Raw genomic sequence first — 23,458 nt, 5'->3', positions numbered from 1 at the left:
CGGACCCAGCCCGGCGTCATCGCGTCCGTGGACGGATCACTCCCGCTCGCGCAGCTGCTCCTCCGACAGGCCCTGGCGCCAGTAGCCGACGAACGTCACCCTGCGCCGGTCGACCTCCCGCTCACGCACGAAGTGCCGGCGCAGCTCCTTCACGCACCCGGACTCGCCCGCGATCCAGACGTACGGGTGCTCGGCGTGCGGGAGTCGGGCGTCACGAAGGGCGCCGAGGGCCATGGGGGACCCCTCGGCGCGTGCCGCGTCCCGCACCAGCCAGGTGATCTCGGCGTCCGCCTCGGTCACCAGGTCCTGCACATCGGCGGCGTGCGGCACCTCCAGCCAGACCCGGGCGCGGGTGCCGGCCGGCAGTGACTCGACGATGGCGCAGACGGCCGGGACGGCGCTCTCGTCCCCCCAGACGACCACCAGGTCGGTGTCCGCGGGCGGCCGGAAACGGATCGCCCGGTTGTCCGCGATCGCCGGACCGAGCATCAGGATCCGGTCCCCGGCGGCGGCCCGCGCGGCCCAGGCGGAGGCCGGGCCGGCCGGGGTGTGCAGCACGAAGTCGATGTCGATCTCGTCAGGAGCGCGTCGCAGGGCCCGGAGTGTGTACGACCGCATCACGGCCCGTACGTCGTCCGGGAGTTCACGCCACCCCTGCCACCAGCCGTCACCGAGTTCGATCGGGACGACGGGCTCGGGCTGCCCCGGGTGCGGGAGGAACAGCGACAGGGACTGGTCCCGCCCGTCGGAGAAGAACGCGTGCAGATCCTCCCCGCCGAAGGTCACCCGGACCAGAGACGGACCGAGCCGCCTCGTCCGCACGACCTGAAGCGAGAAGAAACGGAACGGGGCGGCTATGGCGGTGGTCATGTGAGCTCCTGAGTCATGGTCAGGGGGCGGGGCGGCGCTACCGAGGGGCGCGAGGAACTTCGGCCCTCCCGGCGGAGCGCCTAGGCGACCTTCTTCGCGTCCTCGATGGCCTTCGCGAGGTTCTCGACCATCGGCACGCACTTGTCGTACGACAGGATCGGCTCGGGGGAGCGGCCGATGACCTGGCCGGCCTTGACCGCGGGCAGCTTCTTCCAGGTGGCCTCGGTGATGTCGGCCGGCTGGATGGTCGCGGAGCGGTCGTCCATCATGATGATGTCGGCCGGGTACTTGTCGACGTTCTCCCAGCTCAGGCTCTCGTACCAGCCGCCGGTCGCCTTCTTGGCCGCCTCCGAGGGCTCGACGAAGTTCACGCCGAGGGCCTTGAAGTACTCCAGGTCCGCGGAGAGGTTGGTGCCGGAGACGTAGAAGACGGTGTCCGCCGCGGAACCCGCCAGCACCTTGACCTCGGGACGGGCCTTGGCGGCCTTGCGCAGTCGCTCCGAGGCCGCCTCGAAGCGCTTCTTGGCGTCGGTGACCTTGGCCGCCTTCATGTCCGCGCCGAGCGACTCGGCCAGCTCCCACATGCGCGTGAGCGGCTTGGTCAGCTGCCGGTCGTAGACGGAGAGGGCGACGCTCGGGGCCAGCTTGGCGACCTTGTCCTTCGAGGCCTCGGGCACGTACCAGAGGGTGCCGGCGCTGTCGAAGGTGGTGGTGATCAGCACCTGGGGCGCGAAGGCCGCGTACTTCTCGACGCTGAACTGGTCCCACACGTTCCCGAAGACCGTCAGCCCGCTGACGTCCATGTCACCGGCCTGGACGTCGGCCTTGCCGTCCTTCGTCGTGGTCGGGCCGAACACGCCCTTGACGTCGATGCCGTAGTCGAAGAGGGCGGCGGCCACGCCGGTGAAGGCGACTATCTTCGTCGGGACCTCGTCCAGCTTCACGGTGGTGCCGCGGTCGTCCTTGAAGGACCAGGGGCCGGAGGCCTTGGCGGGCGTCGTCGAGTCCGAGCCGCCGCTCTCCGAGTCGCTGTCGCCGCACGCGGCCAGGAAGGCACCGAGGCCGAGCGCACCGCCGGTGGCGAGCAGGCCGCGACGGGAGAAGTTGGCGGTTCTGGCGTTCGACATGGGTGGGTCTGCTTTCGTGCGTACGGCGGCGACTGGGTGCACGCCAACGATGGGTGGCGGAATGAGGCTTAGGTTAGCCTAACCTTCTATTTTGTCCAGGGGGCACCCGGCCTCCTGTTCCCGAATCGCGGGGAGCGATGCCCGCGCGGGGCGTGATCCGAGTCATGACCGGCATGGTTCGCCGGGCGGCTGCTGTTGCATGCCGCCGATGAACTCCCGTAGAGCGCCTGCCACTTCACCCCCTCCGGTCTCGCTTCCAGAGGGTGGTACTGGGGGTGGGCGGTATTGGTGGTGCTGGTACCGGCGGGGGTGGCGGCCAGGGCGATCGGCGCGCCGTGAGGGTCAGGCCGCCAGGCCTGGCCCTGGCCCGTTCGGCCCGCGTCCGCCGTCGGCCTCCGCAGGAACCGGGGGCAGGGGCTGGGACCGGTTGTCGAAGGGCGGCGGGATGTGCGGGTTGGTGTCCCCGAGGCTCGCCCGCAGCCGGTCGCCACCGAGCCCGCGCAGGCGCAGAGCGGCCAGGCCGTCCGAGTAACGGTAGGCGGTGGTGACCATCTTCGAGGCCGGCAGTTCGGCCGTCTCCTGGAGTTGGGACATGCCCTGTTCGAACTCGCCCTCCACACCGGACTCCGCAAGGGCGAACTCCTCGGCCACGCCCACATCGGCGTCACCGCCGGCGTCTACGCCCAAGTACGACTTCGCCTCCAGCGCCAGGCCATCGACACCCTCGGCAACGCCCTCAACCCGACCGACACCCCCGACGACCCACCCGCCACAGCCATCGTCCGCTGACGTTGCCGTCACCGTTGCCGTCAAACGACCCGAGGGCCATGACTACTCAACCTCCCATTAGGAATGACCTAACGGGAAGCCCTCGATAAGCGTCACCTACACATCGGCAGGAGGTTCCGAGCCGTCCATCCCAATCAATTCCGGCCGCTTCTCAAGAGAGCCCCATTCAAGGATCTCGCGAAGCTTCCGAGACAGATTATCGCCATCAATCTGAGCTTCACGCAGGTTCACTTCAACGGGCGTCCAGATCTCAAGAATCTCCGCATCCTCAGCGGTGAAATCTAGCGTGAGAACCAGGTTGGAAAGTCGCACACTTTGCAGGCAGCCATAGACGGTAAAACCTCGCTCCGTAGAGACGTTGTAGGAATCCATTCCAGACTGGATTTCCTGCTCATCTGGTTCATACGTGGATCGCTGAATTGAGAACGATCGCGGGACGCCGGCCTCATCTACCCCGGCAAAGCCCACCTCAAGGGCCTCTTCGTCCTCGTAATCCTCAAAGAACCCAACCTCTGCGGCGGCCAATCTCATCATTAGCGCCTCCTCCTTCCAGCCGTCCATGACCCAGCGCCCTTGGCGCCGGACCAATCGTAAGTGACTGAAATCCCAACTCGTTGACCATGCGGTTCATCGCACCCTTGCACCGCGAGCAAGGGGGGAGTTGGCCTTGCATCCTAACCGAATCGCCAGCGCTCAACGGGAATTTGCCAGTGAAGGGGTCATTCGGGAGTGAAACCTTCGGCCCCGTGGAGGCGCCCGCCATGCGCGAGAATCGATACTCCGTGTGCGTGAAAGCCGAGTTATTGGGATACCCGAGCGCGGCCTCTTCGGGCGTCATATCCCCGCTCTCTAGCGAGATATTGCTCGTGCTTCCATCCGGCGAGGCAACAGAGATATCGCACATGTGCCCGTTGCCGCCAGTGTTATGAACCAGGACCGGAGTGGCCCCAGCCAGCACATAGTACGTGTGCTACGCGAGCCCCTCTACCTGCTTTTATGCAGGTCAAGCGAGGTTTGCTGGTCCGATGACGTGCGTCGGTGTCCGTGGTTGTGCGGGGTTGTTGCCGTCAGCTACTGCCGTCAGCCGGTTCAGCCCAGGTACGGCTCCTCACGGTGTTCCAAGAAGTGCTGGAGCCTGAGCCGTTGGGTGTGGTGCATCGGCAACTGCTCGATCTCTTCCGGTGGTACGAACCGGAGTTCGCTGGACTCGTCGGAGATTGCCAGTTGGCCGCTGGTGATGCGGGCGGTGAAGCAGACGTTGAACTGGCGGCGGACCTCGCCGTCGGTGTAGGCGATGATGTGTTTCGGGTCGGTGTAGGTGCCGACCAGGCCGGTGATCTCTACGTCGAGGCCGGTCTCTTCCTTGACCTCACGGACGGCTGTGCCTGGCAGGGAGTCGGTGAGGTCCATGCCGCCTCCGGGCAGGGCCCATAGGTCGTTGTCGCGGCGGCGCTGGAGGAGGATGCGCCCGTGATCGTCGGTGACGACGGCGGATGCGGCGACGACCATGCTGTTCGGCTTGGGTGCGGCTGGGTCGTCGTAGTACTCGGTGCGGGCCACGGTCAGCCTTCCTCTCGTACGGGCGTCGCCGTCGCCCACACCGCGTCGAAGCTCTCGGCGTAGGTATCGAACATGCCGCCTGTCTCGTGTCGACGAAGATGCCACACGGGGGCGGCGTAGGCGTTGACGCCCCAGACGTGTGCGTTGACGAGTTGCTGGTCGTCGGCGCGGTAGAGGGAGTTGTAGAGCGTGGTTTCGTGGGTGCGGACTTCGATGCCGGGGGTGCCGGTGAGCGGCCTGTAGTGCATGAGTGCGAGGCGGCAGCGGGATTCGATGCCGTGGCCGAACCGCTCCTCCTTGCCGCGGGCTTGGACGCTGTCGCTGTCGGGGTCCCCGATCGCGATGCGGACGGTGCAGCCTTCGGCGGCACGTTCGGTGAGGAGTTCGTTCAGCCGCGGGTAAGCCTCGTGGAGGAATACGGCCGCGTAGACGAGGATGTCGATCCGTTCCCGGGCCTGGGCCATCAGGTCGGTGAACATCGAGACGGGGATGTCGGCCCGCTGCTCGTAGAGCGCCACCAGTTCGGGGCTGATGGCGCGGGCGGGGCGGGCCTGGCGGAGCGCCGGCCAGAGTGCGTGCACGTCTTCTCCCAGGGCCTTGGCCGCCTGGAGGGCGGTGGCACGACGTGGGATACGCCCGAGGTTCACCCAGCGCTCGACCGACTTGGGGTCGACCTCGACCTGCTGAGCGAGTGCGGCGTACGTCCAGCCTCCCGCCGCCATGACGGCTCGTAGTCTCTCGTTCGGCATGAGTCTCCCTCTTCGTCTCAGGACGGCACCAGGGACGTTCTACATGGTGTGGGACGTCCCGAAGTGGGGTTTGGTGGAGGTTCCTTCGTCCCGGTGACCGGCGTGAGGATCGGTGGCGACCCTGCGGCACCGACGGGCCCAGGGGCACGTATCCACGCCGCCGAGGAGCGTCACCGTGCGAAAGAGCGCCACCCCATGTGTTCCCGCCCTGCGACTGGACGCCCGGTCGCGCGCCGCCTCGCCGGGGTGGTCACGATGACGGTCCCCACCCCTGATGCCGACGGGCACACCGTCTCGCCCGATGTCGGCGCCCTGGTGGTCGACCGGCGGAGCGGCAAGGTGGGCGTGGTGATGGGGCATGTGGGGCCGTACGTGCAGCTTCGGCCACCGCGCGGTGGCCGGGAGTGGGACGTGCCGCCCGAGGACGTACGTGCGCCGACTCCGACGGAGGAGTTGAGCGCGAAGGTGGCCGTGGCCAATCGGAGGTGGGGACGGTGACCCCTCGCTCGGTCCTGCGCTACGAGACCTGGACTCTCCAGCCCGACCGCGAGCCGGATGCGGAGCCGGTCTTGTACGCGATGCAGTGCGCGGTGGACGGAGAGACCTCGCCGACGAGCGAGGACTTCGCCGGACCGCAGGACTGGGTGCTGCGGCACTGCGGCCAGAACCCGTCCCACCACACCTACCGGGAGATCATCACCCGCCCCTGGCGGACCTGGCGCCAGACGTGACCCGCCTCGCTCGCCCAGGCGCCGCACCGCGCTGACCCGCCCGACTCCCGTCCCTGCCGGGCGCAGCCGATCGAGGCTCCCCCGCACTCGTCAGCCCCGGCAGGGACGGGCCTTCACGTGCGTGCCGTGCTCATGACTGTGGGGGTTCTGGCCTCTGCCACAGAAAGTCAGCCACGACGGCGGGCGCGCCGACCGATCACCCGTCACGTGTGTCTCGCTCAACCCCGCACCGGATCAGTCCAGTTATCTCCATCGTCACGGCCCCCAGCCAGGCAGCAAGCATGGGCGTTCGGGACCGCGCGAGCCCGCCGGCGGCCTCTCAGGTGCCCGGCCTAGTCTGCTGCTGAGCGGTCGGACCGGGGCTTCCGATTGCTGGTCCGGCTTACGCTCCCCGGGCTCTGCGCGCCGAGTGGTCGGCGGCCGTCGCCAGCGGGGCGGCAGACAGGAGCGGGCGGCGGTCACCGACCACTCGGCGCGCAACGGCCCGCGTCAGCGGGACGCCCTTGACGCGGGCACCGCCGCCATCCGCCGCACTCTTCAGCGCACCAGCACCGGCGGACTCACCACGCTGCCCACCAAAACGCGGGCCTCCGAGCGCCGTATCGCCCTTCCCACCCGCTGCGTCCAGTCGCTGAAGCTCCACCACGAGCAGCAGAAGCGCGAGCGTGAGGGCCGTAGGCTCGACGTGGCAGCACAACGGGCACGTATTCACCACTGCCGAGGGCAGACCGATAGACCCGACCAACCTCACCCGCACCTTCAACACGCTCCTCCGCAAGCCCGGCCTACGCTGCATCCGCTTCCATGACCTCCGCCATTCGACCGCCACTCTGCTTCTGGAGCAGGGCGTCGAACTCGTCGTCATCAAGGAACTCCTCGGCCACGCCCACATCGGCGTCACCGCCACCGTCTACGCCCACGTCCGGCTTCGCCTCCAGCGCGACGCCATCGACACCCTCAGCACGGCGCTCGACGGTCCTGCTGGCTACGATCCGACCTGTGACGACGCACTGTGCGGAGCCATCGTCCGCTGACGTTGCCGTCAACTACTGCCGTCACCCCCATGCAGAAGCCCCGTCAGGACGCACCTGGCGGGGCTTCAACTTTGCAGTTCGGAATGGCACGGGAAGGTCGACATCCCCCAGCGGAACGACGCCCTCACGCCGCATGCGAGGAACGGGCGAGACCCCCGAATAGAGCCTCGCCCGTTCCTGCGAGCGTCAAGAAGCTACTTGCCTTCTCCCCTCAGCAAGATCTGAACCTTTGACGGAAATTGCGGATCATCCACCATTACCGAACAGATCACAGAGCCACGGAATCCCGTGAATTGCATTCGGGCGTATTCGTTCGGATCGTGCAATACGAGCCACCCGGACGGACACGGGAGCGAGACCTCAAAGAGCTTCACAGGAAGCACCACAGGCGGAGCCGACTTCCATACCTCGCATTCGACAGGACCGTCGACACTGGCCTGAACGCCGAAGATGAGTGAACTACCCTCTCGATACCAGCTGCTCGACGCCGGGTCCCAGTCACTGACGTCATCGTCACTTCCCGCATCCCGCAAGATCAGGCATCCGTGCTCGATTTTTGCCAGGAATGCAACCACAGGGCTATTAGCTTCCATTCCTTCTTGCTCTTCCTGGTGAAAGTTGTGAGACGACCCCACCCTGCCGCCTAGCGCAGGGCAGACAGTGAGGATACGCCGTCTGAGGAATTGGGGGAGCGACGAGACTAGACGGCGGCTGGTGATCTGGAATCCAGTCCCCGTCCTTGGTGCCGGGGGTCGTGGCATCGCAAGTGTGGCAGCCGTGGGCATTTCCGGATTCATTGATCAGATCTCGAACCCCATCTGCCTCAATGTCACCGTTCTCCAGACCTACTCCCTCTCGGGCATTCGGACCAGCACCCAGCGTCAGATCGCACTTCTGACCTGGCGTTGCATCGACGCCCGCATGTCCGGCCCAAAGGACCTGTCCGTCGACTACTTCGCTCCATCCTGGTCTCGGCCGGCATCCTGCCCGTCCGTGATGAGTACCTGGCCAGAGTGGAGCGGTGGATCGAGTTCAAGATCGCGGCTCTGGACGATCCGGAAGAACGCCGACTTATCACTGACTTCGCCCGCTGGGACCGCGTCGTCCGCATCCGGCGCCGGGCCCGAGGCAAACCGATCTCACCGGCGGCAGTCGACGTCGCCCAGAGCCAGATAGGCAAGGCCGTCACCTTCCTGACCTGGCTCAAGAAGCACGACGCGACCTTGGAGACCTGCGATCAAACGCTCATCGACCTCTGGCTCACATCGGAGGACCACCAAGGCCCCTACATCGCACGCGCATTCGTCGCCTGGGCCGTTCGCAGCAGCATCCCCCACCGGCCCCAGAGAACCTTCTACCGACCTCTCGACGCCGACGAACGCTGGATGATCGCGCGCCGGCTCCTCAACGACGACTCCTTCGAAACCAGGGACCGCGTCGCCGGACTCATGGTCCTTCTCTACGGCCAGACCGCCGCCAAGATCAGCCGACTGACCACCGCACACGTTCTCCACGACGAGAACGGAGTCGCCCTGCAACCTCACAAGACCCCGCTGAGACTCCCGCCGCCCCTGGACGAACTCGTCCTCCAACTCGTCGAAATCGCCCGCAGCCACGAGCAGATCGTGATGTCCAACGAACAGAACGCACCCTGGCTCTTTCCGACCCAGCGCCCCGGAAAGCCGCTGACCAACCGACGTCTCACGAGGCGACTCCACAACATCGGACTCCCCTCGGAAGCAGCACGATGCGCCGCCCTGCTCGACCTCTGCATCCAGATGCCCCCGGCAGTCCTTCAACGGCTCCTCGGAGTCAGCGCCTTCGCCGCCGAACGGTGGGCGGCCGGAGCCGTCAGGACCGCCTACGCAGCCGAGGTGGCCCGCCGATCGTGACGCACGAAACAGCAACCCAGGGCTTGGCCATTCCCAAGCGGTCTCAGCTACCGTCTGCCTCGACGCCGCCTCGCAGCCCCCACTCATCAAGCCCCGAATAGATCAACGCGATGCGGCCTCCGGGGAATCCGAGGGACTCGGCCTCCCCGGAGAAGAGCGCCACCAGAGAGTCAGAACCTCTCCACCAGGTGTCTGCAAGGCCCATCACCTCGCGCACCGGTTCGTAGCCGTCCAGCTCGATGCCATCGAAGCCATCGCCGACGAGCTTGGTTACCTGCTTCGCCCACATGGAAGCGTGGTGGGCCAGGGCGAGCGATTCCACCCAGCCCTCGATGGACGCGTGGAGAGGCGCCCACCCATCTGCCTGGATTCCGAACTCACCAGACGGACCGATCATGAATGAGTAGGGGACCGCGGTTCGTTGCATCCCGGCTTCGAACCACCACCCTGCCGAGTCTGATTCGGGCGAGTCCGGATCGAGGTACTTGGGGCCTCCGTCGTACTGCGATGCGGGTGGCAGGAGCAGACCGCCCCATCTCTCCTGGTAGGCCGCCATGCGGTCGATCACTGCTGCCGGGACGTCTCGCTCAAGCCACCACTGCCGGTGCCCCTCCACGGACCGGACGTCGACCTTGATTCCGTGCGCGCTGACGAACGATCGGGCTCGTCGAGTCAAGCCATCAGGCACGTCGTTGAAGAGGTTGAGATTCACCAGGGCGACGCTACCCAGTAGCCCGAAGGACAGCGGGTGCGGGCCCTCTATGCGTCCCGCGACACCGCGGCTGAGCCGAGCTGAAGCGGCTTCCTATTCCGCACGCCTGAATATCCGAACCTGCCGACAGACGCCTTACAGCTCCCCCTTGGCGGCCGTGTCGTACCGGGTCACTGACAGCCGGGTGCCCGTCGTGGACTCGCCTTGCCAGGTGGAGACCGCGCGGCCCAGGTCGTCGTACACGGTCGAGGTCTTGTTGCCGTTGACCGTGGCGGAGGTCATGCGGTCGAGCTCGTCGTAGGTGAACGAGCTGGTACCGGTGTCGGGTCCACCGCCGTCTTTCGTCGGAGCTGAGCTGCCACTCACCGGTCGTGTCGTCCTTGATGAGCTGGCCGGAGGTGCCGCCCGCGAGGGCCAGCGTGGCGTTGTCGTATGCCCAGCACTCGTCACCGTAGGTGTCGTCGTGTCCGTCGTCGGCGCACGGTTGGTAGCGACGCTCGACGTAGCCGGGTTCGTAGCTGAAGCCCTGGCCGATCCACGAGCCCTGGTTGTTGGTCGTCGCCGTCTGGCCGTCGATCGACTGAGAGTTGTAGCCCAGACCGACCGTGGGCTGGAGGCCGCCGAGGACGGGCGGGACGGTCATCGGGTAGGACCAGGTGAACGCGCCGGAGCTGGTGTCCACGCCCCACTCGGAGGACGCCGAGAGGCCGGTCGCTGTGTAGTCGCCGCCGTCACCGCCGCTGCTCGCGGTGGCCGCGAGGACGGTGGCGGACGAGGCCGTGGTCGCCCCTGCCGTACATGGCCGCTGCGGGGGGCGCCCCGCTTCCCGTCCAGCTCACCGTGTCCACCCTGACGGTCGCGGCCGAACTGGCCCCCGGAGCCGACGGAACGGCACGATTACGCCTCCCCGCCCGCCTCAAGCTCCCGGCCGGACGCCACCCGGTCACCTTCCCGAAGGCGGACACCCCGGTCGCGTACGCCGTCGTCCGTGACGGCTCCCTGCTGCGGCTGGAAGGCCCGGCGTACCAGGCCGGCACCGGGCGTCGGCTCCGGGACGCGGTCGGCGACGACCGCCGGATCCGGCGCCTGCGGCGGCGGTTGGGGCGGTAGGGCTGCGCGGCCGAGGAGACTCGGCGGCCGACTTCCCGGCAGTTGCCGGCCCGCTCCTGCCCCCGGCGGGCACGGGCCGACGACGCACATCACCCCGCCAGCCCCAACTCCCGAGCGATCAGCATCCGCTGGACCTCGCTAGTACCCTCGCCGATTTCCAGGATCTTGGAGTCGCGCCACATGCGGGCGACCGGGTACTCGTTCATGAAGCCGTAGCCGCCGTGGATCTGGGTGGCGTCGCGGGCGTTGTCGACGGCGATGGTGGAGGAGTGGAGTTTGGCGAGGGCGGCCTCCTTTTTGAAGGGGTCGCCGCTCACCAGGCGGGAGGCCGCGTCACGCCAGGCGAGGCGGGCGGTGTGGGCGCGCATCTCCATGTCGGCGAGCTTGAACTGGATGGCCTGGTTGGCGCCGATCGGCCGGCCGAAGGCCTCGCGTTCCTTCGCGTACTTCAGCGACTCGTCCACACAGCCCTGCGCCAGACCGGTCGCCAGCGCCGCGATGGCGATCCGGCCCTCGTCCAGGATGCGCAGGAACTGGGCGTAGCCGCGGCCCTCCTCGCCCAGCAGGTTCGCCGCGGGGACCCGTACGTCGGAGAAGGACAACTCGCGGGTGTCCGAGGCGTTCCAGCCGACCTTCGAGTAGGGCGCGGCGACCGTGAAGCCGGGGGTGCCCGACGGCACGATGATCGCGGAGATCCGCGGACTGCCGTCCGGCTTGCGGCCGGTCACCGCGGTGACGGTGACCAGGCCCGTGATGTCCGTGCCCGAGTTGGTGATGAAGCACTTGGTGCCGTTGATCACCCATTCGTCGGTCTCCGGGTCGATGCGGGCCGTCGTCCGCGTCGCGCCCGCGTCCGAGCCGCCGTCCGGCTCGGTCAGACCGAACGCGCCCAGCATCTCGCCCGAGCACAGGCGGGGCAGCCACTCCCGTTTCTGGGCGTCGGTGCCGAAGAGATGGACCGGCATCGCGCCCAGCGAGACGCCCGCCTCCAGGGTGATCGCCACCGAGGAGTCCACCCGCGCCAGTTCCTCCAGCACGATACCGAGAGCCAGGTAGTCGCCGCCCATGCCGCCGTACTCCTCCGGGAACGGCAGCCCGAACAGGCCCATGCGGCCCATCTCGCGGACGATCTCGTACGGGAACTCGTGCCGCTCGTAGAAGTCGCCGATCTTCGGCGCCACCACGTCGTGCGCGAACTCCTCGACCGTACGGCGGAGTTCTTCCAGTTCGGGGGAGAGACGGTGGTCCATGACGGTCAGTGCTCCTTGCGGCTTTCGGAGTCCTCGTGGGACAGGGCGCGGACGGTGCGGGAAGGGCTGGGTCGGCCCAGTCGGTCGGCCATCCACAGGCTTGTGGCGACGAGACGGCCGAGGTCGACTCCGGTGTCGATGCCGAGCCCCCGCAGCATCCACACGAGGTCTTCGGTGGCGAGGTTGCCGGTGGCGGACTTGGCGTACGGGCAGCCGCCGAGGCCTCCGGCGGAGGCGTCGACCGTGCTGACCCCGTGCTGCAGGGCCGCATAGGTGTTGGCCAGTGCCTGGCCGTAGGTGTCGTGGAAGTGCACGCCGATGACGTCGGTCGGCACGCCCTTCTCGTTGAGCGCGGAGAGGAGGGCGAGGACATGGCCCGGAGTGGCGACCCCGATCGTGTCGCCGAGGCTCAGCTCGTCGCAGCCCATGTCCCGCAGCGCCGTGCACACGCGGACGACCTGGTGGACCGGGACCGGCCCCTCCCAGGGGTCGCCGAAGCACATGGAGACATAGCCGCGCACATGGGCGCCCTCGTCCTTGGCGCGGGCCACGACGGGCTCGAACACGGCCAGCGACTCGTCGAGCGTCCGGTTGAGGTTGGCCTTGGCGAAGGACTCGGTCGCGCTGGCGAAGACGGCCACGCGGGTGGCGCCGAGAGCGAGCGCCCGGTCCAGGCCGCGGCCGTTCGGCACGAGCACCGGAAGCGCCACGGGGATCTTGCTGACCAGCGGGAACAGCTGCTCCGCGTCGGCCAGTTGGGGCACCCATCTCGGGTGCACGAAGCTGGTGGCCTCGATCGTCGTCAGCCCCGCGTCGGCCAGCCGGCGGACGAACTCCGCCTTGACCTCCGTCGGGACGGTCGCCTTCTCGTTCTGCAGGCCGTCGCGGGCACCGACCTCGTGGATGCGCACGCGCGCGGGCAGGTTCGTCGCCGGTACGGCCATGGGGAGCCCCTGGGCAGTCATTCCGCCTCCTCGTGCGGTGCGATCACGGCGAGCACCTGGTCCATGGCGACCGTGGAGCCCGGTACGACGTCCAGTTCGGCGACCGTGCCGGCGTGCGGGGCGGAGATGACGTGCTCCATCTTCATCGCCTCGACGACCAGCAGACTCTGACCCGCGATCACCTCGTCGCCGACGGCGACCTTCACGACGGTGACCGTGCCGGGCATGGGCGCGGTGAGCGAGTCGGCGCCCTCGTGGGCCCCGCGGTTGAGGGACGCGGCGACCGGGTCGTGGTCGCGCACCTGCCAGGAGTCGCCGTCGCGTCCCAGCCAGGTGCCGTCCGGCAGGGCGGCGAAGGTGTGGACAGTGCCGTCGAGGCGGAGGGTGAACGGGGCTTCCGGTCCGGCGCCCGGGGGCCTGCTTCCGGCCGCCCGAAGGGGGGTCTCCGCGCCGTCGGGCAGTACCTCGACGCCGCCGTCCGGCGCGTTGCGTACCCGGACGGTGACCGGGTCGTGGCCCGCGATCCGCAGGTGGTGCTCCGTCCACGCCCGGGCGCCGCCCAGCCGCCAGCCGTCCGGCACCGAGAACGGGTCGACCCAGCCGGAACCTGAGCCGGACGCGCCGGACCGAGAGCCGGTGCCGGCGAACGGCGCGGGGGCGAGGGCGGCCTGGCGCAGCAGCGCCGCCGCCGCGTAGACCTCCTGCGGCACATCGGTCGGTACGAGCCCGTCCACCTCCCGCTCCACCAGCCCCGTGTCCAACTCGCCCGCCACGACCGCCGGATGCGCCAGCAGTCGCCGCAGAAACCCGGCGTTCGTCTGCACGCCCAGCGTGACCGTCCCCGCGAGGGCCGCCCGGAGCTTCCTGAGCGCGGTCGCCCGGTCCGGCCCGTACGCGATCACCTTGGACAGCATCGGGTCGTACAGGCTGCCGACCTCGGTGCCCTCGCTGAGCCCGGAGTCGGTGCGTACGCCGTCGCCCTGGGGTTCGTGGAGCCTGAGCACCGTGCCGCCGGAGGGGAGGAACCCGCGCGCTCCCTCTTTGACGGACACCGTCTCGGCGCACAGGCGGGCCTCGATCGCGTGCCCGGTGAGGCTGATGTCCTCCTGCCGGTAGGGCAGCCGCTCGCCCGCCGCGACCCGCAGTTGCCACTCCACCAGGTCGAGGCCGGTGACCAGTTCCGTGACCGGGTGTTCCACCTGGAGGCGGGTGTTCATCTCCATGAAGTAGTACGACGTCGGGTCGCTGCCGGGCACGATGAACTCGACCGTGCCCGCGCCCGCGTACCCGCACGAACGGGCCGCCTGGACCGCCGCCTCGCCCATCGCCGCCCGGGTCTCCTCGTCCAGGAGGACGGACGGCGCCTCCTCGATGAGCTTCTGGTGGCGGCGCTGGAGGGAGCACTCGCGCTCGCCGAGGTGGATCACGTGGCCGTGGCCGTCGGCCAGGACCTGGATCTCGATGTGCCGGGGCCGGTCGACCCACCGTTCCACGAGCAGCGTGTCGTCCCCGAAGGAGGCGCGGGCCTCGCGGCGGGCGGCGGCGATCTCGTCGGCGAGGAGGGCGGGGTCGCGCACCAGCCGCATGCCCTTGCCGCCCCCGCCGGCGGAGGGCTTGAGCAGGACGGGCGGGCCGATCTCCCGGGCCGCGTCGGCGAGTTCGGCGTCGGTCAGCCGGCTGCCGCGCGACCCGGGCACCACCGGTACTCCGGCCGCCCGCACCGTCTCCTTGGCGCGGATCTTGTCGCCCATGAGGGCGATCGCCTCGGCCGGCGGCCCGATGAACACGAGCCCGGCGTCGGCGCACGCGCGCGCGAAGCCGGCGTTCTCCGCGAGGAAGCCGTATCCCGGGTGGACGGCCTGGGCGCCGGTGCGCTCGGCCGCCGCCAGGAGCCGCTCGACCGAGAGATAGCTCTCGGCGGCGGGCGCCGGACCGAGCCGGACGGCTGTGTCGGCCTCCCGGACGTGCCGTGCGTCGGCGTCCGCGTCGGAGAAGACGGCCACCGAGCGGACCCCCATCGACCGCAGGGTGCGGATGACGCGGACGGCGATCTCGCCCCGGTTGGCCACGAGGACCGTGTCGAACATCGTCTGGCCGAACATCGTCTGCACGTCCCTCACATCCGGAAGACGCCGAACTGGGGGTCGCCCAGTGGCGCGTTGGCACAGGCGGTCAGGGCCAGACCCAGCACCTGCCGGGTGTCGAGCGGGTCCACCACCCCGTCGTCCCACAGCCGGGCGGTGGCGTAGTAGGCGTTCCCCTGGCGCTCGTACTGCGCGCGGATCGGCGCCTTGAAGGCCTCTTCCTCCTCGGCGGGCCAGGTCTCCCCGCGGGCCTGGGACTGGTCCCGTTTGACGGTCGCTAGGACGGAGGCGGCCTGCTCGCCGCCCATGACCGAGATCTTGGCGCCCGGCCACATCCACAGGAAGCGCGGGGAGTAGGCCCGGCCGCACATGGAGTAGTTCCCCGCGCCGTACGACCCGCCGACGACGACGGTCAGCTTGGGCACGCGTGTGCACGCGACGGCCGTGACCATCTTGGCGCCGTGCTTGGCGATGCCGCCGGCCTCGTAGTCCTTGCCGACCATGAAGCCCGAGATGTTCTGCAGGAACACCAGCGGGATGCCGCGCTGGTCGCACAACTCGATGAAGTGGGCGCCCTTCTGGGCGGACTCGGAGAACAGGATGCCGTTGTTCGCGACGATCCCGACCGGGTGGCCGTGGATCCGGGCGAAGCCGGTGACGAGGGTCTGCCCGAACTCGGCCTTGAACTCGGCGAAACGGGAGCCGTCGACCACGCGCGCGATGATCTCGCGTACGTCGTAGGGGGTGCGGGAGTCGACCGGCACGGCGCCGTACAGCCCGTACGGGTCCACCTTCGGCTCGACGGCGGGCCGGACCTCCCAGGGGAGGGGTCCGCGCGCGGGGAGGGTGGCGGCGATGTTCCGCACGATCCGCAGGGCGTGCGCGTCGTCCTCGGCGAGGTGGTCGGTGACGCCGGACACGCGCGCGTGGACCTCGCCGCCGCCGAGCTCCTCGGCGGTGACGACCTCGCCGGTGGCGGCCTTCACCAGCGGGGGGCCGCCGAGGAAGATGGTCCCCTGATTCCGGACGATGACGGCTTCGTCGCTCATCGCCGGGACATACGCCCCGCCCGCCGTGCAGGATCCGAGCACCGCGGCGATCTGCGGGATCCCCGCCCCCGACATCCGGGCCTGGTTGTAGAAGATCCGCCCGAAGTGCTCACGGTCCGGGAAGACCTCGTCCTGCATGGGCAGGAAGGCCCCGCCGGAGTCGACGAGGTAGACGCAGGGGAGGCGGTTCTCCAGGGCCACCTCCTGGGCCCGCAGATGCTTCTTCACCGTCATCGGGTAGTACGTGCCGCCCTTGACGGTGGCGTCATTGGCGACGATCACGCACTCGCGTCCGCTGACCCGCCCGATCCCGGCGATGACACCGGCGGCCGGGGCCTGCCCCTCGTACATCCCCTCGGCGGCGAGGGGCGCCAGCTCCAGGAAGGGCGAGCCGGGGTCGAGGAGGGTGTCGACGCGGTCGCGGGGGAGCAGTTTCCCGCGCGCGGTGTGGCGGGCGCGGGCCTTCTCGCCGCCGCCGAGGCGGGCCGCGGCCAGCTTGCCGCGCAGCTCCTCGACGAGTGCGTGGTGGGCTTTTTCGTTGGCCCGCCAGGCGTCCGACGCGGGATCTGCCGCGCTCTGAAGCTCCGGTGCCTGGTGCATCCTGCGGTCCCCTCAATTGTTAATGAGCGTTAACGCATTTCCTTCAGGTTAACGACCGCTAACCTCCCTGTCTAGAATTGTCTTCATGAGCACCCGGACCGACGCCCCCACCCGCCGTGAGCAGATCCTCAAGGAGGCCGCCCGGCTCTTCGCCGAGCGCGGCTTCCACGGCGTCGGGGTCGACGAGATAGGCGCCGCGGTCGGCATCAGCGGCCCCGGCCTGTACCGCCACTTCCCCGGCAAGGACGCGATGCTCGCCGAGCTGCTCGTCGGCATCAGTGGCCAGCTGCTGACCGGGGCGAAGCAACGGTTGAAGGAGGCCGACGGGGTGACTCCCGGGGTGGTCCTCGACTCGCTTGTCGAGGGGCACATCGACTTCGCGCTCGACGACCGTCCGCTCATCACCCTGCACGACCGCGAGCTGGACCGCCTCCGCGACAGCGACCGCAAGCTCGTCAGGCAGCTCCAGCGGCAGTACGTCGAGCTGTGGGTCGGCGCCGTCCGCGAGGTCTACCCTGACCTGGGCGAACCGGCGGCCCGCTCGGCGGTGCACTCCGTGTTCGGGCTGCTCAACTCCACCCCCCACCTCGGCCGCGCCGGCACCCTCCCCGGACGGGGAACCACAGCCGATCTGCTGCACCGCATGGCACGCGGTGCGCTGGCGGCGGCGGCCGGGCAGGAGTGAGCCCCCGGGCCCGCCGGGCCTGGAGCGGGCCCGGAGCGGGCCCGGGCGTGATGAGCGTTACGTGGACGCGGTCGCTTACTCGCCGGTACGGTTCATGAGCAAGCGCTTAGCCATGGGTCGCAGCCATCAATTGAGGCACCCGGACGGCGAGCAGCCAGGTACGCGAGAGCGGCGCCGGTTCAGGCGCGAAGAAGGGCGGTGGCGCGGTGCGCCGTACGGTGTTCAACGAGGATCACGAGGCGTTCCGGGAGACCCTCCGGGCCTTCATCGAGGCCGAGGTCGTCCCCGTCTACGACGAGTGGTTCGCCGCCGGCCAGGCGCCGCGCGACTTCTACTACAAGCTCGCCGAGCTCGGCGTCTTCGGCATCCGCGTCGACGAGGAGTTCGGCGGCGCCGGCATCGACTCGTACAAGTTCGAAGCCGTGATGTACGAGGAGACCGCCCGCGCGGGCGTCCAGTTCGGCGGCTCCGGCGTGCATGTGCTGCTCGGTCTGCCGTACATCAAGATGCTCGCCACCGACGAGCAGAAGAAGCGCTTCCTGCCGAAGTTCGTCTCCGGCGAGGAGATGTGGGCCCTCGCGATGACCGAGCCGGGCACCGGCTCCGACCTCGCGGGCATGAAGACCACCGCCAAGCTCTCCGAGGACGGCACGCACTACGTCCTCAACGGCTCCAAGACCTTCATCACCGGCGGCGTCCACGCCGACCGCGTGATCGTCTGCGCCCGCACCTCGCCGTCCACCGCCGAGGACCGCCGCTTCGGCATCTCCCTCTTCGCCGTGGACACCAAGTCCGAGGGCTACTCCATCGGCCGCAAGCTGGACAAGCTCGGTCTGAAGACCTCCGACACCGCCGAGCTGGCCTTCGTCGACGTCAAGGTCCCCGTCGAGGACCTCCTCGGTGATGAGAACAAGGGCTTCTACTACCTCGGCCACAACCTGGCCTCCGAGCGCTGGGGCATAGCCTTCGGCGCCTACGCCCAGGCCAAGGCCGCCGTCCGGTTCGCCAAGGAGTACGTGCAGGACCGCACGGTCTTCGGCAAGCCCGTCGCCTCCTTCCAGAACACCAAGTTCGAACTGGCCGCCTGCCAGGCCGAGGTGGACGCCGCCGAGGCCGTCGTCGACCGCGCGCTCGAAGCCCTCGACGCGGACGAGCTCACCCCCGCCGAGGCCGCCAGCGCCAAGCTGTTCTGCACCGAGGTCGCCCACCGCGTGATCGACCGCTGCCTCCAGCTGCACGGCGGCTACGGCTTCATGAACGAGTACCCGATCGCCCGTCTGTACGCGGACAACCGCGTCAACCGCATCTACGGCGGGACCAGCGAGATCATGAAGTCGATCATCGCTAAGGACATGGGGCTGTAAGGAACGCGAAATTACCTGCCGGTAGAACTGACCCCATGAGTCAGGCACTACACGATCTCCTCGATCTGCTCGACCTCGAACAGATCGAGGAGAACATCTTCCGCGGCCAGTCCCGCTCCGCCGTGATCCCCCGGGTCTTCGGCGGGCAGGTCGCGGCCCAGGCGCTCGTCGCCGCCGGGCGGACGGTCCCCGAGGACCGCCTCGCCCACTCCCTCCACGCGTACTTCCTGCGACCGGGGGACCCCGGTGCGCCCATCGTCTACACGGTCGAGCGGATGAACGACGGCCGTTCCTTCACCGCGCGCCGCGTCCTCGCGGTGCAGCACGGCCAGCCGATCTTCGCCCTGTCCGCCTCCTTCCAGCGGTACGAGGAGGGCTTCGAGCACCAGACTCCGAAGCCGGACTCCCCGGACCCCGCCACGCTGCCCACCTCCGAGGAGCGCCTGCGCGGCTACGACCACATCGCCCCCGAGGTCGTCGAGAGGTTCCTGGAGGCACGCGAGGCGATCGACCTGCGCTACGTCGACGAGCCGCCGTACGGAAGGTTCGGCGAGCCGCGAGAGCCGCACTCCCAGGTCTGGTTCCGCACCAACGGCAAGCTGGCCGACGACCCCCTCCTGCACGTCGTCCTCGCCACCTACGTCTCCGACATGACGCTGCTCGACTCGGTCCTGCTCGCGCACGGGCGCGGGGGCTGGGCGGTCGGCGACGTCGTCGGAGCGTCGCTGGACCACGCGATGTGGTTCCACCGCCCGTTCCGCGCCGACGAATGGCTCCTCTACGACCAGGAGTCGCCGTCCGCGCACGGCGGCCGGGGTCTCGGCCAGGCCCGCATCTACACGCAGGACGGCCGGCTCGCCATCTCCGTGATCCAGGAGGGCGTGGTCCGCGCCCCACGGGAACGCTGAGGGGCGGCCCGGGCGGCGCGCCCCCGGGTCCCCCTTCTCGGCTCGACGACTACGCCAGGCCCGCCTCCGCCAGCAGATACGCCGTCATCGGGTCGTAGTGCCGCGGGCTGACCACGTGGTCGTCGAGCGGGACCGTCACCTGCACGGTGCCCTCCGCCTCGGCGAGGAAGAGCGCCGGGTCGTTGCAGTCGGCGTAGCCGACGGAGTCCACGCCGTGCTGGCCCGCGTAGCCCGCCCAGCCGTGGTCGGCGACGACCAGGTCGGGCAGCGGGCGGCCCTCTTTCTCCAGCGCGGTGAGGATGGCCCGCATCGGCTCGCCGGAGTGCGTGTGCCACAGCGTGGCGCCGTGCTCCAGCACCGCCACGTCCGCGAACTGCATGACGTACCCCTCGTCCGTGGTCAGCCCGTCCGGGATGACGACGATCTCGCAGCCGGCGGTGCGCAGCGCGGCGGCGGTGGCGTGGTGCACGTCGAGCAGGCCGCCCGGGTGGCCGGTGGCGAAGAGGACCCGCTGCTGCCCGTCGGCGGCCTTGCGCAGCCGGGCCGCCATCCGCTCCAGGGCGGCCACCGTCAGGCCGGGATCGATGGTGTCCTGGCCGTACCGGTGCCCGGGATCGTCGTTCACCCCGACCCGTTCCGCCATCACCGCGAGCACGTCCTGCTCGTCGGTCCACCGGTCGCCGAGCTCCAGGCCGAGCCAGAAGTTGCGGACGCCGTTCGCCAGCTGGCGGTAATGGGAGAGGTTGTTCTCGCGAGGGGTGGCGACCTCGCCCGCGATACGGGTCCTCACAAGGTGGTCGACGAGCTCGGCGCGGCTGGGTGTCCCGGGTATCGGCATGTCTCCCATTGTGAGGCAGACAACTGGGGGATCACCCGCCATCCCCCCACCCTGGGACGCGGGTCACGCGGCTCACGCGGTACTCGCACCGGTACCCGTGTCGGTGCCCCTCTGGGCTCAGAGCCGTCGCAGCGCGAACCACAGCTCCATCCGTACGTCAGGGTCGTCCAGGTCCGCCCCCAGCAGTGCCGCGCACCGGGCGATCCGCTGCCGCACGGTGTTGCGGTGCACGGCCAGCGCCACCGCCGTACGGTCCCAACTGCCGTGCAGGGACAGCCAGGCCCGCAGGGTCTCCGGGAGCGCCGGGACGGCGGTGACCGGCGCGAGCAGCGTACGGGCGTACGCCTCGGCCTCGTCGTCGGGGACCAGGTCGGCGAGGGCCGGGCGGGCCCCGTGGCGGGCCAGCGGGACGCGGGTGGCGCGGGCCCGGGCCAGCGCACGGCCCGCCTGGGCGTCGGCGTCGGCCCACTCCGCCGGACCGACGGCGGCGCTGACACCGAGCGTCCAGCCGGACTGTGCGGCGGCTTCCCGGCCGGCCGGCACGAGGATCCGTACGACGTCCCGGTCCAGGTCGACCAGCGAGGAGCCCAGCGCGGCACCGAGCGCGGAGGCGGCGACCGCGTCGGGAACCTGGGCGCCCTGCCGGGCGTGCACGACGACCCACCGCTCCTCGCCCAGCAGGGGAGCCACCTTCTCGGGCGCGGACCCCAGCAGCAGCCGTACCAGCGCCGAGGAGCGCGCCGCCCCCGTGCCGCTCTGGTGCTCGCCGGTGAGCAAGGAGAGCAGCACCGCGGCGACGGAGGCGATGGTGTGGTCGCCGGGGTCGCGACGCGGCGCCGCGACCCCGAGCACGAAACCCTGGTCGGCGCCGAGGGCGTACGCGGCGAGATGGGTGCCGGCGACGGTGTCGGTGGCGGTCGTGGAGGAGCGGCTGGTGACGATGCCCGCCAGGCCGGCCAGCGCCTCGCTCACCGTGTCCCCGGGCCTCTTCCCCGCCGCCGCGATCTCCGCCCCCTCCGGCCCGTACAGCACCGCCCGGCCTGCCGTCCGCCGGGCCAGCTGCCGCAGGACCGAGGGGACCGGGTCGGGGCGGGAGGCCGCGGCGGCGAGACTCTGCTGGGCCTCCGTGACGCGGCGCAGTTCGGTGTGCCGGGCCTGGGCCATCAGCTGCCAGACCGCGCGGGCCACGCCCGAGAAGGTGGTCCGCGGCGGGACCTCGACCAGGGGCAGCTCGTACGCCTCGCAGGCCGCGACCAGCGCCCGCGGCACCGTGTCGTGCACCGGCGCCACCCCGAAGCCGAGGGCCGCGCCGCCCGCCGCGACGATCCGGGAGACGTAGTCGTCGAAGTAGGTGCCTGACCCCGCCGCCTCCGGAATGTGCACGCCGGCCGTCAGCAGCAGCTCGCCGCCCAGCAGATACGGATACGGGTCCGCCATCTCGGAGGTGTGCGCCCAGTGGATGACGATGTCCGGATCGGACGGCCCCGCGATCTGCCGCAGGGCCAGGTCCTCGCGGGCCAGCAGTGCCGTGAGGGGCACGGGTGGCGTGGGCGGAACGGCGGGGTCCGACATGGTGGACGTTTCCTCCATCCAGCGTGGCTCGAATGGAGAAAACGTACACTTCGCAGTCGCTTTCCGGCCACCTAGTGTCAGACCTCGTCACGCCACCGAGAGTGCGCGAAGGAGGCCCCCATGGCCGTCGACTACACCGTGATCGTCGTCTATCTGGCCGGCATGCTGGGCATGGGCTGGTGGGGCATGCGCCGTGCCAGGTCGAAGAGTGAGTTCCTGGTGGCGGGCCGCCGTCTGGGGCCCGCCATGTATTCCGGCACCATGGCGGCGATCGTCCTGGGCGGCGCGTCCACCATCGGCGGCGTGGGGCTGGGCTACCAGTACGGGCTGTCCGGCGCCTGGATGGTCTTCACCATCGGCCTCGGCCTGCTCGCCCTGTCTGTGTTCTTCTCCGCCCGTATCGCCCGCCTCAAGGTCTACACCGTCTCCGAGATGCTCGACCTGCGCTACGGCGGCCGGGCCGGTGTGATCTCCGGCGTGGTCATGTGGGCGTACACCCTGATGCTCGCGGTGACGTCGACCATCGCGTACGCCACGATCTTCGACGTCCTCTTCGACATGGACCGGGCCCTCGCGATCGTCCTCGGCGGCTCGATCGTCGTCGCGTACTCCACGCTCGGCGGCATGTGGTCCATCACGCTGACGGACATGGTGCAGTTCGTGGTGAAGACCGTCGGTGTCCTGCTGCTGCTTCTGCCCATCGCCGTGGTGAAGGCGGGTGGTTTCGGCGAGATGAGGGCGAAGCTTCCCACCGGGTACTTCGATCCGCTCGGCATCGGCGGCGAGACGATCTTCACCTATGTGCTGATCTACACGTTCGGCATGCTCATCGGGCAGGACATCTGGCAGCGCGTCTTCACCGCCCGCAGTGACACGACGGCGAAGTGGGGCGGCACGGTCGCCGGTACCTACTGTCTCGCGTACGCCCTCGCCGGCGCCGTCATCGGTACGGCGGCCAAGGTCCTCTATCCGAACCTGGCCAACGCGGACGACGCCTTCGCGACCATCGTGAAGGACGAACTCCCGGTCGGGGTCCGGGGGTTGGTGCTGGCCGCCGCGCTCGCCGCCGTGATGTCGACATCCTCCGGCGCGCTGATCGCCTGTGCGACCGTCGCCAACAACGACATCTGGTCGCGGCTGCGGGGGCCGGCCGGGCCCGATGGCGAGGAGCGCGACGAGGTCAGGGGCAACCGCGTCTTCATCCTCGTCATGGGGGTGGCGGTGATCGGTACCGCCATCGCGCTGAACAACGTCGTCGAGGCGCTCACCGTCGCCTACAACCTCCTCGTCGGCGGTCTCCTCGTGCCGATCCTCGGCGGCCTGCTGTGGAAGCGCGGCACGGCCCAGGGCGCACTGGCCTCCGTGATCGTCGGCGGTGTCGCGGTCATCGGCCTGATGGTGTCCTACGGCATCCTCGCCAACCAGCCGGTCTACTACGGCCTGTTGTCCTCCCTGGCCGCGTACCTCGTCGTCTCCCTGGCGACTCCGGCGACCGACGAGGCCGTACTGACCGCCTGGCGTGAGCGTCTCGCCGGGCGCGCCCCCGAACCCGCGTCCGAGCCGGTACCGGCGACCCAGTAGAGGCGGCCC

General features: G+C 69.6%; 23 protein-coding genes and 2 pseudogenes. 10 read left to right on the top strand and 15 right to left on the bottom strand.

Annotated elements, in window-relative coordinates; all coding sequences use genetic code 11:
• Nucleotides 1–36 precede the first annotated feature (36 nt).
• From AB0H86_RS39400 to AB0H86_RS39390, 3 genes are all read right to left on the bottom strand, one after another.
• Entirely contained in the window at nt 37–870 is an 834-nt protein-coding gene (locus tag AB0H86_RS39400; protein WP_362450129.1) for a siderophore-interacting protein, read from the bottom strand.
• Between the two features lie 80 nt (nt 871–950).
• Nucleotides 951–1,997: an ABC transporter substrate-binding protein gene (locus AB0H86_RS39395; RefSeq protein ID WP_362450128.1), complete on the bottom strand. Its 1,047-nt coding sequence runs from the start codon at nt 1,995–1,997 to the stop codon at nt 951–953.
• A 342-nt stretch (nt 1,998–2,339) separates the two neighbouring features.
• Nucleotides 2,340–2,591 carry a hypothetical protein gene (locus AB0H86_RS39390; protein ID WP_362450126.1) on the bottom strand — a complete coding sequence of 84 codons (252 nt, stop codon included), beginning with the start codon at nt 2,589–2,591 and terminating at the stop codon, nt 2,340–2,342.
• Nucleotides 2,592–2,633: 42 nt separating this feature from the next.
• Between AB0H86_RS39390 and AB0H86_RS39385 the strand changes: the two are divergent.
• Nucleotides 2,634–2,786: pseudogene (locus AB0H86_RS39385) on the top strand (site-specific integrase); the annotation flags it as partial.
• 96 nt (nt 2,787–2,882) lie between these two features.
• Here the strand turns inward: AB0H86_RS39385 and AB0H86_RS39380 are convergent.
• From AB0H86_RS39380 to AB0H86_RS39365, 4 genes are all read right to left on the bottom strand, one after another.
• On the bottom strand, nt 2,883–3,347 hold the full coding sequence (locus AB0H86_RS39380) for an Imm10 family immunity protein (protein WP_362450123.1): 465 nt from the start codon (nt 3,345–3,347) through the stop codon (nt 2,883–2,885).
• Nucleotides 3,283–3,690 (bottom strand): hypothetical protein, encoded by a 408-nt coding sequence (locus AB0H86_RS39375; RefSeq protein WP_362450121.1) that lies wholly within the window; start codon nt 3,688–3,690, stop codon nt 3,283–3,285. The genes AB0H86_RS39380 and AB0H86_RS39375 overlap by 65 nt, the downstream gene beginning before the upstream one ends.
• A gap of 185 nt (nt 3,691–3,875) precedes the next feature.
• A complete protein-coding gene (locus AB0H86_RS39370) occupies nt 3,876–4,346 on the bottom strand; it encodes an NUDIX domain-containing protein (RefSeq protein ID WP_362450119.1) in 471 nt (156 codons plus the stop codon).
• Nucleotides 4,347–4,348: 2 nt separating this feature from the next.
• Entirely contained in the window at nt 4,349–5,095 is a 747-nt protein-coding gene (locus AB0H86_RS39365; protein ID WP_362450117.1) for an XRE family transcriptional regulator, read from the bottom strand.
• A gap of 246 nt (nt 5,096–5,341) precedes the next feature.
• Here AB0H86_RS39365 and AB0H86_RS39360 point away from each other — a divergent pair, with 246 nt between their 5' ends.
• The 4 genes and pseudogenes from AB0H86_RS39360 to AB0H86_RS39345 all read left to right on the top strand — a co-directional run bounded on the left by AB0H86_RS39360 (nt 5,342) and on the right by AB0H86_RS39345 (nt 8,752).
• The gene (locus AB0H86_RS39360; protein WP_362450217.1) at nt 5,342–5,593 is read left to right on the top strand and encodes a hypothetical protein; all 252 of its coding nucleotides are present in this window, start codon (nt 5,342–5,344) and stop codon (nt 5,591–5,593) included.
• Nucleotides 5,581–5,826, top strand: a complete 246-nt coding sequence (locus AB0H86_RS39355) for a hypothetical protein (RefSeq protein ID WP_362450114.1) — start codon at nt 5,581–5,583, stop codon at nt 5,824–5,826. Before AB0H86_RS39360 ends, AB0H86_RS39355 begins: the two co-directional genes overlap by 13 nt.
• A 502-nt stretch (nt 5,827–6,328) precedes the next feature.
• Nucleotides 6,329–6,860, top strand: a pseudogene (locus tag AB0H86_RS39350) (site-specific integrase); the annotation flags it as partial.
• Nucleotides 6,861–7,873: 1,013 nt separating this feature from the next.
• Nucleotides 7,874–8,752 (top strand): hypothetical protein, encoded by an 879-nt coding sequence (locus AB0H86_RS39345; protein WP_362450112.1) that lies wholly within the window; start codon nt 7,874–7,876, stop codon nt 8,750–8,752.
• A 43-nt stretch (nt 8,753–8,795) separates the two neighbouring features.
• Here the strand turns inward: AB0H86_RS39345 and AB0H86_RS39340 are convergent, their stop codons facing one another.
• Complete coding sequence (locus tag AB0H86_RS39340; protein ID WP_362450110.1) at nt 8,796–9,464, bottom strand: hypothetical protein; 669 nt, start codon at nt 9,462–9,464, stop codon at nt 8,796–8,798.
• 135 nt (nt 9,465–9,599) lie between these two features.
• Nucleotides 9,600–9,830: a hypothetical protein gene (locus AB0H86_RS39335; RefSeq protein WP_362450108.1), complete on the bottom strand. Its 231-nt coding sequence runs from the start codon at nt 9,828–9,830 to the stop codon at nt 9,600–9,602.
• Between the two features lie 432 nt (nt 9,831–10,262).
• On the opposite strand from AB0H86_RS39335, the gene AB0H86_RS39330 reads away from it, so the two are divergent.
• A complete protein-coding gene (locus AB0H86_RS39330; protein WP_362450106.1) occupies nt 10,263–10,574 on the top strand; it encodes a hypothetical protein in 312 nt (103 codons plus the stop codon).
• A gap of 89 nt (nt 10,575–10,663) precedes the next feature.
• On the opposite strand, the gene AB0H86_RS39325 is transcribed toward AB0H86_RS39330, so the two are convergent.
• The 4 genes from AB0H86_RS39325 to AB0H86_RS39310 are packed head-to-tail and all read right to left on the bottom strand — an operon-like array spanning nt 10,664 to nt 16,501.
• A complete protein-coding gene (locus tag AB0H86_RS39325) occupies nt 10,664–11,824 on the bottom strand; it encodes an acyl-CoA dehydrogenase family protein (protein WP_362450104.1) in 1,161 nt (386 codons plus the stop codon).
• A gap of 5 nt (nt 11,825–11,829) precedes the next feature.
• The gene (locus AB0H86_RS39320) at nt 11,830–12,789 is read right to left on the bottom strand and encodes a hydroxymethylglutaryl-CoA lyase (protein WP_362450102.1); all 960 of its coding nucleotides are present in this window, start codon (nt 12,787–12,789) and stop codon (nt 11,830–11,832) included.
• Nucleotides 12,786–14,855 carry a biotin carboxylase N-terminal domain-containing protein gene (locus tag AB0H86_RS39315; RefSeq protein ID WP_362450215.1) on the bottom strand — a complete coding sequence of 690 codons (2,070 nt, stop codon included), beginning with the start codon at nt 14,853–14,855 and terminating at the stop codon, nt 12,786–12,788. Before AB0H86_RS39315 ends, AB0H86_RS39320 begins: the two co-directional genes overlap by 4 nt.
• A 29-nt stretch (nt 14,856–14,884) precedes the next feature.
• On the bottom strand, nt 14,885–16,501 hold the full coding sequence (locus AB0H86_RS39310) for a carboxyl transferase domain-containing protein (RefSeq protein WP_362450100.1): 1,617 nt from the start codon (nt 16,499–16,501) through the stop codon (nt 14,885–14,887).
• Between the two features lie 85 nt (nt 16,502–16,586).
• On the opposite strand from AB0H86_RS39310, the gene AB0H86_RS39305 reads away from it, so the two are divergent.
• The 3 genes from AB0H86_RS39305 to AB0H86_RS39295 all read left to right on the top strand — a co-directional run bounded on the left by AB0H86_RS39305 (nt 16,587) and on the right by AB0H86_RS39295 (nt 19,458).
• Nucleotides 16,587–17,186 carry a TetR/AcrR family transcriptional regulator gene (locus AB0H86_RS39305; protein ID WP_362450097.1) on the top strand — a complete coding sequence of 200 codons (600 nt, stop codon included), beginning with the start codon at nt 16,587–16,589 and terminating at the stop codon, nt 17,184–17,186.
• Nucleotides 17,187–17,392: 206 nt separating this feature from the next.
• A complete protein-coding gene (locus AB0H86_RS39300; protein WP_362450095.1) occupies nt 17,393–18,550 on the top strand; it encodes an acyl-CoA dehydrogenase family protein in 1,158 nt (385 codons plus the stop codon).
• Nucleotides 18,551–18,585: 35 nt separating this feature from the next.
• The gene (locus tag AB0H86_RS39295; protein ID WP_362450093.1) at nt 18,586–19,458 is read left to right on the top strand and encodes an acyl-CoA thioesterase II; all 873 of its coding nucleotides are present in this window, start codon (nt 18,586–18,588) and stop codon (nt 19,456–19,458) included.
• 49 nt (nt 19,459–19,507) lie between these two features.
• Here AB0H86_RS39295 and AB0H86_RS39290 read toward each other — a convergent pair whose 3' ends face one another.
• On the bottom strand, nt 19,508–20,296 hold the full coding sequence (locus AB0H86_RS39290; RefSeq protein WP_362450091.1) for a phosphatase: 789 nt from the start codon (nt 20,294–20,296) through the stop codon (nt 19,508–19,510).
• Nucleotides 20,297–20,413: 117 nt separating this feature from the next.
• Nucleotides 20,414–21,868 carry a helix-turn-helix domain-containing protein gene (locus AB0H86_RS39285; protein WP_362450089.1) on the bottom strand — a complete coding sequence of 485 codons (1,455 nt, stop codon included), beginning with the start codon at nt 21,866–21,868 and terminating at the stop codon, nt 20,414–20,416.
• Between the two features lie 120 nt (nt 21,869–21,988).
• Here AB0H86_RS39285 and AB0H86_RS39280 point away from each other — a divergent pair, with 120 nt between their 5' ends.
• On the top strand, nt 21,989–23,449 hold the full coding sequence (locus tag AB0H86_RS39280) for a sodium:solute symporter (RefSeq protein WP_362450087.1): 1,461 nt from the start codon (nt 21,989–21,991) through the stop codon (nt 23,447–23,449).
• Nucleotides 23,450–23,458 lie beyond the last annotated feature (9 nt).

Source organism: Streptomyces sp. NPDC050997 (genome assembly GCF_040660135.1).
Classification (GTDB): Bacteria; Actinomycetota; Actinomycetes; order Streptomycetales; family Streptomycetaceae; genus Streptomyces.
The sequence above is the reverse complement of the archived record's forward strand: the minus strand, read 5'-3'. Positions and strand labels throughout refer to the sequence as shown.

Excerpts from the sequence above, each read along its gene's own strand:
- AB0H86_RS39320 (WP_362450102.1), bottom strand. The coding sequence starts at position 12,789 with ATGACTGCCCAGGGGCTCCCCATGGCCGTACCGGCGACGAACCTGCCC.
- AB0H86_RS39295 (WP_362450093.1), top strand. The coding sequence starts at position 18,586 with ATGAGTCAGGCACTACACGATCTCCTCGATCTGCTCGACCTCGAACAG.
- AB0H86_RS39325 (WP_362450104.1), bottom strand. The coding sequence starts at position 11,824 with ATGGACCACCGTCTCTCCCCCGAACTGGAAGAACTCCGCCGTACGGTC.
- AB0H86_RS39330 (WP_362450106.1), top strand. The coding sequence starts at position 10,263 with ATGGCCGCTGCGGGGGGCGCCCCGCTTCCCGTCCAGCTCACCGTGTCC.
- AB0H86_RS39305 (WP_362450097.1), top strand. The coding sequence starts at position 16,587 with ATGAGCACCCGGACCGACGCCCCCACCCGCCGTGAGCAGATCCTCAAG.
- AB0H86_RS39395 (WP_362450128.1), bottom strand. The coding sequence starts at position 1,997 with ATGTCGAACGCCAGAACCGCCAACTTCTCCCGTCGCGGCCTGCTCGCC.
- AB0H86_RS39390 (WP_362450126.1), bottom strand. The coding sequence starts at position 2,591 with ATGTCCCAACTCCAGGAGACGGCCGAACTGCCGGCCTCGAAGATGGTC.
- AB0H86_RS39315 (WP_362450215.1), bottom strand. The coding sequence starts at position 14,855 with ATGTTCGACACGGTCCTCGTGGCCAACCGGGGCGAGATCGCCGTCCGC.
- AB0H86_RS39400 (WP_362450129.1), bottom strand. The coding sequence starts at position 870 with ATGACCACCGCCATAGCCGCCCCGTTCCGTTTCTTCTCGCTTCAGGTC.
- AB0H86_RS39380 (WP_362450123.1), bottom strand. The coding sequence starts at position 3,347 with ATGGACGGCTGGAAGGAGGAGGCGCTAATGATGAGATTGGCCGCCGCA.
- AB0H86_RS39310 (WP_362450100.1), bottom strand. The coding sequence starts at position 16,501 with ATGCACCAGGCACCGGAGCTTCAGAGCGCGGCAGATCCCGCGTCGGAC.
- AB0H86_RS39290 (WP_362450091.1), bottom strand. The coding sequence starts at position 20,296 with ATGCCGATACCCGGGACACCCAGCCGCGCCGAGCTCGTCGACCACCTT.
- AB0H86_RS39280 (WP_362450087.1), top strand. The coding sequence starts at position 21,989 with ATGGCCGTCGACTACACCGTGATCGTCGTCTATCTGGCCGGCATGCTG.
- AB0H86_RS39375 (WP_362450121.1), bottom strand. The coding sequence starts at position 3,690 with ATGTGCGATATCTCTGTTGCCTCGCCGGATGGAAGCACGAGCAATATC.
- AB0H86_RS39285 (WP_362450089.1), bottom strand. The coding sequence starts at position 21,868 with ATGTCGGACCCCGCCGTTCCGCCCACGCCACCCGTGCCCCTCACGGCA.
- AB0H86_RS39365 (WP_362450117.1), bottom strand. The coding sequence starts at position 5,095 with ATGCCGAACGAGAGACTACGAGCCGTCATGGCGGCGGGAGGCTGGACG.